The organism is Pararoseomonas sp. SCSIO 73927 (genome assembly GCF_037040815.1).
GTDB lineage: Bacteria > Pseudomonadota > Alphaproteobacteria > Acetobacterales > Acetobacteraceae > Roseomonas.
Window position 1 is genome coordinate 762,549 of sequence record NZ_CP146232.1, and the last position, 12,871, is coordinate 775,419.

Annotated in this window: 12 protein-coding genes; 7 read left to right on the forward strand and 5 right to left on the reverse strand. The window is 73.7% G+C overall.

From position 1 onward, the window contains the following. Nucleotides 1-360: 360 nt before the first annotated feature. Complete coding sequence (locus tag VQH23_RS03620; RefSeq protein WP_338664255.1) at nt 361-1,077, reverse strand: response regulator transcription factor; 717 nt, start codon at nt 1,075-1,077, stop codon at nt 361-363. A gap of 345 nt (nt 1,078-1,422) precedes the next feature. Between VQH23_RS03620 and VQH23_RS03625 the strand changes: the two genes are divergently transcribed. Genes VQH23_RS03625 through VQH23_RS03635 form a run of 3 tightly spaced genes read left to right on the forward strand, consistent with a single transcriptional unit; the run spans nt 1,423 to nt 3,617 of the window. Continuing rightward, the gene (locus VQH23_RS03625; RefSeq protein WP_338666046.1) at nt 1,423-2,574 is read left to right on the forward strand and encodes a GTP cyclohydrolase II; all 1,152 of its coding nucleotides are present in this window, start codon (nt 1,423-1,425) and stop codon (nt 2,572-2,574) included. Nucleotides 2,575-2,622: 48 nt separating this feature from the next. Further along, nucleotides 2,623-3,087 (forward strand): hypothetical protein, encoded by a 465-nt coding sequence (locus VQH23_RS03630; RefSeq protein ID WP_338664256.1) that lies wholly within the window; start codon nt 2,623-2,625, stop codon nt 3,085-3,087. 41 nt (nt 3,088-3,128) lie between these two features. Continuing rightward, nucleotides 3,129-3,617, forward strand: a complete 489-nt coding sequence (locus VQH23_RS03635; protein WP_338664257.1) for a L,D-transpeptidase family protein — start codon at nt 3,129-3,131, stop codon at nt 3,615-3,617. Nucleotides 3,618-3,889: 272 nt separating this feature from the next. Here VQH23_RS03635 and VQH23_RS03640 read toward each other — a convergent pair whose 3' ends face one another. After that, the gene (locus tag VQH23_RS03640; protein ID WP_338664258.1) at nt 3,890-5,233 is read right to left on the reverse strand and encodes an ATP-binding protein; all 1,344 of its coding nucleotides are present in this window, start codon (nt 5,231-5,233) and stop codon (nt 3,890-3,892) included. 23 nt (nt 5,234-5,256) lie between these two features. After that, on the reverse strand, nt 5,257-6,405 hold the full coding sequence (locus VQH23_RS03645) for a penicillin-binding protein activator (protein WP_338664260.1): 1,149 nt from the start codon (nt 6,403-6,405) through the stop codon (nt 5,257-5,259). Nucleotides 6,406-6,473: 68 nt separating this feature from the next. On the opposite strand from VQH23_RS03645, the gene rsmI reads away from it, so the two are divergent. Further along, on the forward strand, nt 6,474-7,409 hold the full coding sequence (rsmI, locus tag VQH23_RS03650) for a 16S rRNA (cytidine(1402)-2'-O)-methyltransferase (protein ID WP_408904281.1): 936 nt from the start codon (nt 6,474-6,476) through the stop codon (nt 7,407-7,409). Between the two features lies 1 nt (nt 7,410). On the opposite strand, the gene VQH23_RS03655 is transcribed toward rsmI, so the two are convergent. Beyond that, nucleotides 7,411-7,647 carry a hypothetical protein gene (locus tag VQH23_RS03655; protein ID WP_338664261.1) on the reverse strand — a complete coding sequence of 79 codons (237 nt, stop codon included), beginning with the start codon at nt 7,645-7,647 and terminating at the stop codon, nt 7,411-7,413. Between the two features lie 139 nt (nt 7,648-7,786). On the opposite strand from VQH23_RS03655, the gene VQH23_RS03660 reads away from it, so the two are divergent. The 3 genes from VQH23_RS03660 (at nt 7,787) to ydfG (ending at nt 12,406) form a co-directional block, all read left to right on the forward strand. Then, a complete protein-coding gene (locus VQH23_RS03660; RefSeq protein ID WP_338664262.1) occupies nt 7,787-8,941 on the forward strand; it encodes a hypothetical protein in 1,155 nt (384 codons plus the stop codon). 379 nt (nt 8,942-9,320) lie between these two features. Further along, nucleotides 9,321-11,654: a xanthine dehydrogenase family protein molybdopterin-binding subunit gene (locus VQH23_RS03665; protein ID WP_338664263.1), complete on the forward strand. Its 2,334-nt coding sequence runs from the start codon at nt 9,321-9,323 to the stop codon at nt 11,652-11,654. Continuing rightward, nucleotides 11,651-12,406: a bifunctional NADP-dependent 3-hydroxy acid dehydrogenase/3-hydroxypropionate dehydrogenase YdfG gene (gene ydfG, locus VQH23_RS03670; RefSeq protein WP_338664264.1), complete on the forward strand. Its 756-nt coding sequence runs from the start codon at nt 11,651-11,653 to the stop codon at nt 12,404-12,406. The genes VQH23_RS03665 and ydfG overlap by 4 nt, the downstream gene beginning before the upstream one ends. A gap of 256 nt (nt 12,407-12,662) precedes the next feature. Here the strand turns inward: ydfG and VQH23_RS03675 are convergent, their stop codons facing one another. After that, nucleotides 12,663-12,869 (reverse strand): hypothetical protein, encoded by a 207-nt coding sequence (locus tag VQH23_RS03675; RefSeq protein ID WP_338664265.1) that lies wholly within the window; start codon nt 12,867-12,869, stop codon nt 12,663-12,665. Between the last annotated feature and the right edge of the window lie 2 nt (nt 12,870-12,871).

Consider the following 12,871-nt stretch of genomic DNA (forward strand, 5'->3'; position numbering starts at 1 on the left):
GCCACGCCGCTTCGACACGGGGCTTCTCCCTGGGGGCCCGATCCTGCCTCCGCAGTCGCCTCGGGTCCTCGACCCGAGGCGCACCGTCAGCAGCATGGCTCTAAGACGAGGGGGTGAAGGCACTGCCTTCGACGTCCAGGGGAGGGGAGCATTCCTTCTCCTCTCCCCTGGGGCAACCGCCCCGGCACTCCCCCGTTGAGTCGCCCATCCAGAGAGGGGCAGCAACGATGGTCCGACCGATCCTGATCCCGGCCCTGCGGGCCATCGGCGCCCTGCCGGCGCCCGCGAAGCCCCGGAAGTAGAAAGGGCCGGAGGGGTGCGCCCCTCCGGCCCTTCGCGTTCTCCGGTGATTCCCCGGCCTCAGGCCGCCGCGCGGCCGGCCTGCGGGTCCAGGCGGTACCCGCCGCCCTCGGTCAGCAGCAGGGAAGCGGTCGCCGGGTCCGGCTCGATCTTCTGCCGCAGCCGGTATATGTGCGTCTCCAGCGTGTGGGTCGTCACGGCCGCGTTGTAGCCCCACACCTCGTTCAGCAGGATCTGCCGCCCCACCGGCCGGCCACCGGCCCGGTAGAGGAACTTCAGGATCGCGCACTCCTTCTCGGTCAGGCGGATCCGGCGGTTGCGGCCGGGGTCCTGCAGCATCTTGGCCGAGGGGCGGAAGGTGTAGGGGCCGATGACGAAAACCGCGTCCTCGGAATTGTCGAAGCCGCGCAGCTGGGCGCGCAGGCGGGCCAGCAGCTCCATGATGCGGAAGGGCTTCGCGATGTAGTCGTTCGCGCCCGAATCGAGCCCGCGCACCACGTCCTGCTCCCCGTCCGCGCCGGTGAGCATGATGATCGGCACCTTCAGCCCGGCCCGCCGGAGCTCCGCGCAGAGGTCGCGGCCATCGCCATCGGGCAGGCCGATGTCGAGCAGCACGGCATCGAAGCGAGCACCGTCGGCGAGCAGGATCTGCCCGGCCTCGGCCTTCGTCGCGGCCTCGCTCGGGGCGAACTCGCCATCGACGGCCAATTGCTCGGACAGCGTGGCGCGGAGCGCCGGGTCGTCGTCCACGATCAGGATCGGACGGGGGTCCGACATGCACCCTCCCGTTGATAGCTGGGGTCCACCCGATGAAACGGAGCGATCCCGGAGCCGTGAAGTCGGGATATGGGGCCATAAGGCCGGAACCGGCAAGTCTCGGCTCTCTTTTTCGTGGGTCTGTGGGCAGGATGGAGCGGGCATGCGGAGGTTGCGGGACGAATCCCGGCGGCACCGGCCCTTCCTGTGCCTGACGGCATCCCATATGGCTGTGGAACTGGGCACCACCGGCTATCATAGGTTACTCCAAGGATGGGATCGGGAATGGCCGACGCGTCAACACGGGCCACGGCGCCGTCCTTCCCGGGCCGGCCGGGCGAAGGGCCGGACTCGCGCGCCGCATCGATGCGGGCGGTCCACCGCGCCGTCTCCGACCTGCGCCGCGGCACGCCCGTGCTGCTGGAAGGCGGCGGAGAGGCGCTCGTCCTCGCCGCCGCCGAGACGGTCGGCGCGCGCGGCCTCGCCGAGCTGGCCGGGGCGGCGCTGGCCCCGCCCGTGCTGCTCCTCGCCGCCCCCCGCGCGGCCGCCGTGCTGGCCCGCCCCATACTTGCGCGTTCCGTGCCTGCTGCGGCGGCGGAGGACGCGCCGGTGGCGCTGCGCCTCTCCCCCGCCCTGCTGGACCCTGCCGCCCTGCGCCGCCTGGCCGATCCGGTGGCCGAGGACCTGCTGCCCGAAGTCCCGCAGATCGTCCCCGCGCCGGGCTTCGCCCAGGCGCTCTCCCCTGTCGCCATCGCCCTGGCCAAGGTCGGGCGGCTGCTGCCCGCCCTCGTCGCCGCCCCGGCCTCCACCGCCGCCGGGGCGCGCCTGGGCCTGCTCTCCGTCGCCGTGCCGGCAGTGCTGGGATACCCGGCCGCCGCCGCCACCAGCCTCACCCGCGTGGCCGAGGCCCGCGTCCCGCTGGAGGACGCGCCGGAGGCCCGCATCGCCGCCTTCCGCGCCGCCGATGGCGGGATCGAGCACCTCGCGATCCTCGTCGGCACGCCCGAGGCGGCCAGAAAGTCGGCCGGAAAGTCGGCGGGAGAGTCGGCCGGAGAGGCGGCGCCGCTCGCCCGCATCCACTCCGAGTGCTTCACCGGCGACCTGCTGGGCAGCCTGCGCTGCGACTGCGGCCCGCAGCTGCGCGGCGCCATCGCCCGCATGGCGGCGGAGCCGGCGGGCGGCGTGCTGCTCTACCTCGCGCAGGAGGGGCGGGGCATCGGCCTGGTGAACAAGCTGCGCGCCTACACCCTGCAGGATGGCGGGCTGGACACGCTGGATGCCAACCGCGCCCTCGGCTACGGCGCCGACGAGCGCGACTTCCGCGTGGCCGCGACGATGCTGGAGGCCCTGGGCCTGCCCCGCATCCGCCTGCTGACGAACAACCCGGACAAGGTGGCCGGCCTCTCCGCCTGCGGGATCGAGGTGACGGGCCGCGTCTCCCACCTCTTCGCCGCCAACGGCGTGAACGACGCCTATCTCGCGACGAAGAAGGCCCGCTTCGGCCACCTGCTCGGCTAGGCACGCCTCTTGCGGCGCCTGGCCCCGCCCAGGCGGAGAGGGGTGCCCGTGAACCACATCGTCCCGAACACCGCATCCCCGGAGGGATGGGCCATGTTCGCCGGCCGCGTTTACGGCGGCGCCCGCCCCGCCCCCGATGGCGGCCCACCCCTCCTCGGCGAGGAGGCGGCCCCCATGCCCGTGGAGACGACCTTCGACGAGTTGCTGGAGGCGCTGAACCCCCTGCAATACGTGCCGGGTGTCGGCACCGCCTACCGGGCCGTGACCGGCAATTCCGCCCCCATCGCCGCCCGCATCCTCGTCGGCACCGCTATCGGCGGGCCGGTGGGCTTCCTCGGCGGCGTCGCCTCCGCCGTGCTGGAGGTCACGGGCTTCGTCGGCACCCTCCAGGCCATCGCGAACGGGCGGGACCAGCCCACCGCCTTCCTCGCCTGGGGCCAGACCGCCGACCCCGCAACCATCGCCCGCGGCCGCGCGGCCTACCAGGAGCAGATGCGCTCCAGCACCGCCTGACCGGCACCGCATGATGGCACCGCATAATGATAGAAGGCCGCATGACCCTCGCCCGCCTGGACGGCCCCCACCTCATCCTGAACCGCGACCGCTGGTGCTGCGCCATCGGCCGCGGCGGCATCCGCGCCGACAAGGCGGAAGGCGACGGCGCCACCCCCCGCGCCACCCTCCCCCTCCGCCGCGTGCTCTACCGCGCCGACCGCGGCCCCGCCCCACGCTGCGCCGTGCCCGTGGAACCCATCGGCCCGAACGACGGCTGGTGCGACGACCCCGCCAGCCCCGCCTACAACCGCCCGGTCAACCTGCCCCACGAGGCCAGGCACGAGGAACTCTGGCGACAGGACCACATCTACGACATCGTCGGCGTGCTCGGCTGGAACGACGACCCGGTGGTGCCCGGGCGCGGCAGCGCCATCTTCCTCCACCTCGCCCGGCCGGACCTGGCGCCCACCGAGGGCTGCATCGCCCTGGCCGGGCCCGACCTGCGGGCAGCCCTGACCGCGGGGCTCACGGGGATCGAAGTGGCCTGATCCTGCGGGTCCGGTCCGTGGCCAGGGAGAGGAAGAAGGAATTCTTCCTCTCCCCGGACCCCTCTCCATCATCTTCTTCTAGGCTTTGGAATCGTTCGGCTGACGGTGCGCCTCGGGTCCACGACCCGAGGCGACTGCAAGGGCAGGATAGACCCGGTTGCGCAGAGATCCCGCGTCAGGAAGGCGTGGCGGCAGCCAGATGGGGGTCCAGGGGCCTCAGGCCCTTGGCGGGGGTCCAGGGGGCGGAGCCCCTTGGGGCCACCCGGGCGCCCCTACCGCCCCGGCAGCCACACCCGCATCACCGTCCCCTGCCCCACCGTGCTGTCGATCAGCAGCTGCCCCCGGTGGTGGCCGACGATGTGCTTCACAATAGCCAGGCCCAGCCCCGTGCCGCCGGCGTTGCGGCTGCGCCCGGCATCCACGCGGTAGAAGCGCTCCGTCAGGCGGGGGATGTGTTCCCGCGCGATGCCCGGCCCATCATCGCTTACGCTCAGCATCACGCCAGGGGCCAGCGCGCCTTCCGGCGCCGCCAGGCGGCGGACGGAGAGGCGCACGGTGCCGCCGTCCCGCCCGTGGCGCACCGCGTTCTCCAGCAGGTTCCGGATCACCTGGGCCAGTTCCCCGGCATCGGCGGGGGCGGCGGTGGCGGGGGTCAGCTCCAGGGCCAGGTTCACGTTGCGGTCGGCCAGGATGGGGGCCATGGCGGCCGCCTCGTCCCGGGCCAGGGCGTCCAGCCGGGCCTCGCCGGCGGGGGCGCGGTGCTCGGCCATCTCGATGCGGGAGAGGCTGAGCAGGTCCTCCACCAGCCGCCGCATCCGTTCCGCCTGGGTGGCGATGATGCCGAGGAAGCTGGCGCCCGCCTCGGGGTCGTCCTTCGCGGGGCCGCGCAGCGTCTCCACGAAGCCGATGATGGAGGCGAGCGGCGTCCGCAGCTCGTGGCTGGCGTTCGTCACGAAATCAGCCCGCATCCGCTCCGCCGCCCGCGCCTGGGTGCGGTCCGCCAGCACCAGCAGCAGGCAGCCGCCGTCGGAGAGGGGCGGGTCCAACGGGATGGCGTGGATTGAGAGGTCCTGCTGCACGGGCAGGGGCAGGACCACCTCCGCCGCCTGGGGCTCGCCCTCCGCCAGGGCGTCGTCCACCGCGGCGGCGATGCGGGGGTGGCGCAGGACGGAGGCGGTATCGGCCACCCCGTCCGCGCCGGTGCCGAAGAAGCGGCGCGCGGCCGGGTTGGCGCGCAGCACCTTCCGGTCCTCTCCCAGCACCAGCAGCGGGTCGGGCAGGGCGTCGATGATGGCGGCATCCGTGCGGCGGAGCTGGCGCAGCAGCGCCTCCCGCTCCGCCAGCCCGCGGGAGAGACGGGCGGCGGATTCGGCCACCCGCGCGGCGGCGGGCAGCAGGGGCGGGCGCGGCGGCACGGGCTTGCCCTCCGCCGCGGCCCGCAGGTCCGCCTCAAGCCCCGCCAGCGTTCCCAGCCACGCCCGGCCGAACACATAGGCAGCGCCGAGGGTGGCGAGGATGGCCAGGAAGGCCGGCAGGGGCTCCGCCCAGCCGGCGATCATCAGCACCAGCAGCGCCGCGGCGGGCACGCCGCCCACCAGCGTCACCGCGCGCAGCATGGCCCTCCGGGGTGGGCGCGGGCTCAGGACCCGGCGGCGCCGGGCAGGATGGCGGGCTCCACCATCCGCGGCTCCGACCCGGGGGAAAGGGCGTAGATCGCCAGGGCGCGCTGCACCTGCCCGTCCGGCAGCAGGCGGAAGGTCCCGTCCGCGCCCTGCAGCGGCTCCCCGACCGGAAGCTGCGCCGCGGCGCGGGGGTCGCCGCCCCGCACCCCGCGCAGGGCGGCGGCGGTGGCGTCGTAGGCGGTGGCGGCCAGGCGCGGCGGGCGCTCGCCATAGGCGGCCTGGTAGCGGGATTCGAAGCCGTTGCGCGCCAGCGGGTCCGGCCCGGGCACCAGCGCCCCGGCCAGGGCGGGCTCGGAGGCGAGCGTCGCGTCATTGGCCCAGAGCACCGTGCCGGCCAGGCGCAGCGGCGGCACGGGCAGCCCGGCGCCGGCCAGGGCCGCCGCCATTTCCCGCGCCCCCGCCCCGCTCTCCCCGAGGATGAGGAGGCCCAGCCCCTCCGTCCCGGCCTGCTGCGCCACCAGCCCCGCCGCCTGACTGCGGGAGGCGCCGCTCGGATAGGTGACCACCACCGGCGGCGGCAGCCCCGCCTCGCGGGAGGCGTTGCGGAGCGCGGCGGCGAGCTGGCGCGTGAAGGGCCCTTCCGGCCCGGCGAGGCCGACGCGCCCCACTCCCGCCGTCCGGGCGGAGGCGAGAAGGCGCCGCACCTGCTGCGAGGGGGTGACGCCCGTCACCCACACCCCGTTGCCGCCCTGCTCCACGTCGTTGGTGAAGGCCAGCACGGGCACGCCGGAGGCCCGGGCCTGCCCGGCGGCGGAAGCGGTCTCGGCCCCCGTCAGCGGCCCGACCACCACGCGGGCGCCCTCCGCGATCGCGCCGCGCACCGCCTCGGAGGCGCCGCCGGCGCTGCCGGTGGTGTCGCGCGGCACCAGCTCCACCCCGCGCACGCCCGAATCGAAGAGGGCGAGAGTGGCGGCGTTCATCATGGCCGGCCCGAGAGCGCCCTGCGGCCCGGACATCGGCAGCAGCACCGCCACCTTCGCCGTCGGCGCTTCCGGCGCGGAGGGGGCGGAGCCGACAGTGGAGCCGCCGAAGAGCGATCCGGACGGGCCGCCATAGAGGGCGGGCCGGGGTTGCGGGGCGCAGGCGGCCAGCCCCACAACACCCATCAGCGCCGCGAGGGTTCCGAGCCGGCGCGCCAGGGAAGCGGCACGGGACGCGGCACGGGGGCAGGCACTTGCAGGACGATGGTGAGGGGCCGGGACCCGGTGAGACGGACGAGGTTGCACGGGAAGCCCCTTCGGCTGCCGGCGGCACGACCGCCGCGCTGGCCCCGGGTTTATGGCTGGTCGCGACCCCCATCGGCAACCTGGGGGACCTCTCCTCCCGCGCGGTTGTGACCTTGCGCGCGGCGGACCTCATCCTCTGCGAGGACACGCGCGTCACGGCGCCGCTCCTCGCACGCCACGGCATCGGCGCGCCCCTGCGCGCCCTGCACGACCACAACGAGGCCGCCGAGGTGCCGGGGCTGCTGGAGCGCCTGCGCGGCGGCGCCCGCCTCGCCCTCGTCTCGGACGCCGGCACCCCGCTGGTCAGCGACCCCGGCTACCGCCTGGCCCGCGCGGCGATGGAGGCGGGGCTGCACGTCTCCGCCGTGCCCGGCCCGAACGCGGCGGTGATGGCCCTCACCCTCTCCGGCCTGCCGCCCCTGCCCTTCCTGTTCAACGGCTTCCTGCCCCCGAAGGAGGGGGCGCGGCGCGACGCCATCGCCCGGCTGCGCGCGGCGGAAGGCGCCGGCCTCTCCGCCACCCTGGTGTTCTTCGAGGCCCCGCACCGCCTGGCCGAGTGCCTCGCCGCCCTGGCGGAAGGCCTCGGGGACCGGCCGGCGGCGGTGGCGCGGGAGCTGACGAAGCGGTTCGAGGAGGTGCGGCGCGGCACCCTGCCGGCCCTGGCCGCGCACTACGCCGCGAACGCCGCGCGGGGCGAGATCGTGGTGGTGGTCGGCCCCGCGGAGGCCGATGCGCCGAGCGGGGCGGAGGAGGTGGATGCCCGGCTGCGGGCGGCGCTGGCCGGGGGCGAATCGCTGCGCGACGCGGCGGCGATGGTCGCGGCCGCAACGGGCCTGCCGCGCCGGCAGATCTATGCGCGCGCGCTGGAGATCGGGAAGGGCTAGATCAGGAGAGGACGCCGAGCGCCCGGAACAGCAGGGTGGTCACGGTGACGACGCCGCCCGCCACGGCGCCGCCCGCCAGCCACGGCGCCAGCCGCGTGTCGCGCTGGAACTTTGCAGCCTCGGCCTGCAGCTTGTGCTGCTCCGCCACGAACTTGCGCGTCTCCTCCTGAGCCCGCTCGATGCGGGCGACCTGCTCGGCGAAGTTCAGGCGGTCGGCGTACTCGGCGGCGGCGCTCATGGAACCACCCTGTGATCGACGCGGGAAATATGCGTGCCACCCGCTGCCGGATCACCCACTGGATCACCCACTGGCCGTTGCCATCCCCCGCGCTGCCCTCTAGGCCCGACGGACAGAGGCCCGACGGAGAGAGAGAGGATTGAGCGAAGCGCCCCCCGTGCCCGCGCTGCACGCCCGCCCGGCGCCCGCCGTGCTGGACGTGCCGGTAATCCTCTTCGCCCTCAACCGGCCGGACTACCTGGACCGCGTCTGCGCTTCCCTCCTCCGCCAGCGCGGCGTGGCGCTGGACCCGCGCCGGGTCTTCCTCGTCCAGGACGGCGCCGTCTCCCCCCGCACCGGCCTGCGCTACGCGGAGGACGCGGAGGTGCAGGCCTCCATCGCCGCCTTCCGCCGCCACTTCCCGCGCGGCCAGGTCGCCGCCGCCCCGCACAACCTCGGCATCGCCGCCAATATCCGCCGCGGCGAGGTGCTGGCCTTCGAGGCCCTGGGCGCGGAGCTGGCCTACTTCTTCGAGGACGACCTGGAGCTGGGCCCGGACTACCTCCGCATGATGGGCGAGCTGCGCGCCCTGTCCGACCGCGACCCCCGCATCGGCTACTTCGCCGCCTATGGCGACCACCACATCGCCCCCACCGGCCCCTACGCCTGGCTGGTCCGGATGCAGCACAACTGGGGCTTCGGTCTGAAGCGGGAGGCCTGGCGCCGGCTCTGCGAGTTCCTCCTCCCCTACGACCGCATCCTGGAAGGCGCCGACTACGCCTACCGCGACCACCTCGCGATCTTCCGCTGGATGGAGACCCTGCCCGTCTCCCGCCCCTTCTCCTCTCAGGACACGGCGAAGACCCTGGGCTGCGACGCGCTCGGCATCGCCCGCGTGATGACGGAAGTCTGCTTCGCCCGCTACATCGGCGAGCGCGGCTCCTCCTTCGACGCGGGCGTCTTCCGCGAGATGGGCTTCGAGGGCGCAGAATGGCGGGAGGGCCCGGAGCACCACCTGGCCGAAGGCGTGGAAGCCGCCATCCCCCACATCATGGCCGAGTCCCTGACCATGCAGACGGAGCACCGCGGGAAACGCCTGACCCGCCTGCTGCAGGAGAAGGCGCAGGTCTGGATGGACCGCGAACGCCCCGCCACGCCGGAGGAGGTGGCCTTCCTCTTCCGGATGCTGCTGGACCGCGTGCCGGACTCCGAGGCGGGAACCGGCTTGGTCGGCCGCCCCCTGCACGAGGTCCGCACCGCCCTCCTCACCAGCCGCGAGTTCCGTGGGCGCAATCCGCTGCCGCGAGGGGAATAGGCGGGCGGGTGGCCCCAAGGGGCGCTGCCCCTTGGATCCCCGCCAAGGGCCTGAGGCCCCTAGACCCCCGTCTGGCTGCCGCCGCGCCGTCCTGAGACGGTGTCTCTGCCTGACGGGCCTTCTACTCCCCGTGCAGTCGCCTCGGGTCATCGACCCGAGGCGCACCGTCAGCCGAGAGAGACCAACTCCTAGAAGAAGATGATGGAGAGGGGTCCGGGGAGAGGAAGAATTCCTTCTTCCTCTCCCTGGCCACGGACCGGACCCGCAGAACCGGTGCTCCGGAGAATGCACGCGAGGGGGGGCTTCCGCACCCCACCATCCCGGCCCAACTTGGGGCGAGGGCCGGTTCCCCCGGCCGCAAGCCCGACAGGATGCCCGCATGAATGCTCCGATCGATCCCTCGCGGCTGAAGTTCGGCATCGGCCAGCCCGTCTCCCGCAAGGAGGACCCGGTGCTGCTGCGGGGCGAGGGCCGTTACAGCGACGACCTCTCCCTTCCCGGCCAGGCCCATGCCGTGATGGTGCGCAGCCCCTATGCCCATGGGGTGATCCGCGGGATTGACGTGGCGGAGGCCCTGGCGATGCCGGGCGTGCTGGCCGTGATCACCGGGCGCGACCTGGAGGCGGCGGGGATCGGCCCCATGCCGGTCGGCATCACCCAGGTAAACCGCGACGGGTCGCCCGCCCGCGTCCCGGTGCAGCCCGTCCTCACCACGGACAAGGTGCGCTTCGTCGGCGACCCCGTGGCGATGGTGGTGGCGGAGACGGCGAAGGGCGCGCGGGACGCGGCAGAGGCCGTGGTGCTGGACATCGACCCCCTGCCCGCCGTGACGGAGGCGCGGGAGGCATCGGCCGAGGGCGCGCCGGAGCTCTACGGGGACGTGCCGGGGAACATCGTCTCGGACTTCCACTACGGCGACACGGCGGCGGTGGAGGCGGCCTTCGCGGGCGCCGCGCACGTCACGCGCATGGCCATCCGCAACAGCCGCGTCGTCGTCTCGCCGATGGAGCCGCGCTCCGCGCTCGCGACCCATGAGGAGGGGCGCTACGTGCTGCGCCTGGGCAGCCAGGGCGTGTTCGGCATGCGCGGCAACGTCGCCAAGGTCATGCGCGTGGAGAAGGAAGGGGTGCGCGTGCTGACCGGCAATGTCGGCGGCTCCTTCGGCATGAAGGCGAGCGTCTATCCCGAGTACCCGGCCCTGCTGCACGCCGCGCGGACGCTGGGGCGGCCGGTGAAGTGGACGGATTCCCGCAGCGAGAGCTTCCTGTCGGACAGCCACGGCCGCGACCACGACTTCGAGCTCTCCCTGGCGCTGGACGCAGAGGGGAACTTCCTGGCGCTGCGCGTCCAGGGCTTCGCGAACCTCGGCGCCTATCTCAGCAACGCCACCACGCAGCCCGCCACGACGAACACGGTGAAGAACGTCGTCGGCGTGTACCGCACGCCGCTGGTGGAGGTCTCCACCCGCTGCATGCTCACCAACACCACCCCCGTCGGCCCCTATCGCGGTGCCGGCCGGCCGGAGGGCAATCTCTACATCGAGCGGCTGATCGACACCGCCGCGCGGGAGATGGGGATCGACCGGGTGGAGCTGCGCCGCCGCAACCACATCCGCGCGGACGAGATTCCCTACAAGGCGCCGTCCGGCATGCACTACGACAGCGGCGACTTCCCCGCGATCCTGGAGGAGGCGCTGGCCGCCGCCGACTGGGACGGCTTCGCCGCCCGCCGCGCGGAGAGCCGCCGGAGAGGCAAGCTGCGCGGCATCGGCATCGGCCAGTACCTCGAGGTGACGGCGCCGCCGAACCCGGAGATGGGCGGCATCCGCTTCGACGAGGACGGCGGCGTGACGATCCTGACGGGCACGCTGGATTACGGCCAGGGCCACGCCTCGCCCTTCGCGCAGGTGCTGGTGGACCGCCTCGGCATCCCCTTCGACCGCATCCGCCTGCAGCAGGGCGACAGCGACCTGCTCATCGCCGGCGGCGGCACGGGCGGCTCGCGCTCCATGATGGCCAGTGGCCAGGCGCTCTCCACTGCCAGCACGGGGGTGATCGAGAAGGGCCGCCGGCTCGCCGGGCAGGTGCTGGAGGCCTCCGCCGAGGATATCGAGTTCTCTGATGGCCGCTTCGCCATCGCCGGCACGGACCGCGGCATCGGCATCCTGGAGCTGGCGGCCGCCGCGCGCGGCATCGGCGAGAGCCTCGATGTCTCCATCACCGACAAGTACGAGGACAGCGCCTTCCCCAACGGCTGCCACGTCGCCGAGGTGGAGATCGACGAGGAGACGGGCGAGGCGGAGGTGGTGCGCTACACCACCGTCAACGACTTCGGCACCATCGTGAACCCCATGCTCGTCGCGGGGCAGGCGCATGGCGGCATCGTGCAGGGCATCGGCCAGTGCCTGACGGAGGTCACCACCTACAGCGAGGACGGCCAGCTCCTCTCCGGCTCCTACATGGATTACGGCCTGCCGCGCGCCGTCCACGCCCCGCTCCTCGGCTTCGCCAGCCACCCCGTGCCCGCCCGCACCAACGCGCTCGGCGCCAAGGGCTGCGGCGAGGCGGGCTGCGCCGGCGCCCTGCCCTCCGTGATGAACGCCATCGTGGACGCGCTGGCGGAGCGCGGCGTGACCCATGTGGACATGCCCGCCACCCCCGCGAAGCTCTGGTCCATCCTTCATGAGGGCCTGCACGCGGGGGAAGCCGCATGATCGTCCTCGTCACCGGCGCCACCGCGGGCTTCGGCGCCGCCATCGCCCGCCGCTTCGCGCAGGACGGCGCGCGCATCGTCGCCGCCGGCCGCCGCGCGGAGCGGCTGGACGCCCTGCGCGACGAGATCGGCGCGGAGAAGGTGCTGCCCCTCGTGCTGGACGTGCGCGACCGCGCCGCCGTGGAAAAGGCGGTCGCCTCCCTCCCCGCCGAGTGGTCGGCCGTCGACGTGCTGGTGAACAACGCCGGCCTCGCCCTCGGCCTGGCACCCGCGCAGCAGGCGGACCTCGACGACTGGGACACGATGGTGGACACCAACGTGAAGGGGCTGATGTACCTCACCCGCGCCGTGCTGCCCGGCATGATCGAGCGCGGGCGCGGCCACGTGGTGAACATCGGCTCCACCGCCGGGGAATGGCCCTATCCCGGCGGCAACGTCTACGGCGCCACCAAGGCCTTCGTGCGCCACTTCTCCCTCAATCTCCGCGCCGACCTGTACGGCACCCCCGTGCGCGTGACGGATATCGAGCCCGGCCTCGTCGGCGGCACGGAGCTCAGCAACGTCCGCTTCCACGGCGACGATTCCCGCGCCGCCGCCATCTACCAGGGTGCGGACGCGCTGACGCCGGAAGACATCGCGGACGCCGTGCACTGGGTCGCCTCGCGCCCCGCTCGCGTGAACGTCAACACGCTGCAGGTGATGCCGGTGGCGCAGAGCTTCGGGCCGCTGCGGGTCCATAAGCCGGGGGCGTAACGCTGTCCCGGGGAGAGGAAGAAGGAATTCTTCCTCTCCCCGGATCCCTCACCATCATTTTTTCTGGCTTTTGGCCTTATCCGGCTGACGGTGCGCCCCAGGTTGATGATCCGAGGCGACTGCAAGGGCAAAATCATGCCCTTTTCGCAGAGACTCCGTCTCGGGACGGAGCGGCGGCAGCCGGATGGGGGTCCAGAGGCCTCAGGCCCCTGGCGGGGGATGCAAGGGGGCAGCGCCCCCTTGCCGGCCGGCCACCTTAGTTCTTCCGCACGGAGGCCTGGGTTAGCGCCATCGTCAGGTCCACGCGCTCCACCTCCCAGGCATCCGCGATCTCGTGGATGATCCGGGCCATGCGCTCCCGCCGCCCGGCGGTGCCGGGGGGCAGGTCCCGGATCGTCTCGTCCGCCGCGAAGGCGGCCTGGGCGGCGGCGATGGCGCCGGCCATGGGGGATGTGTCGCTCATCG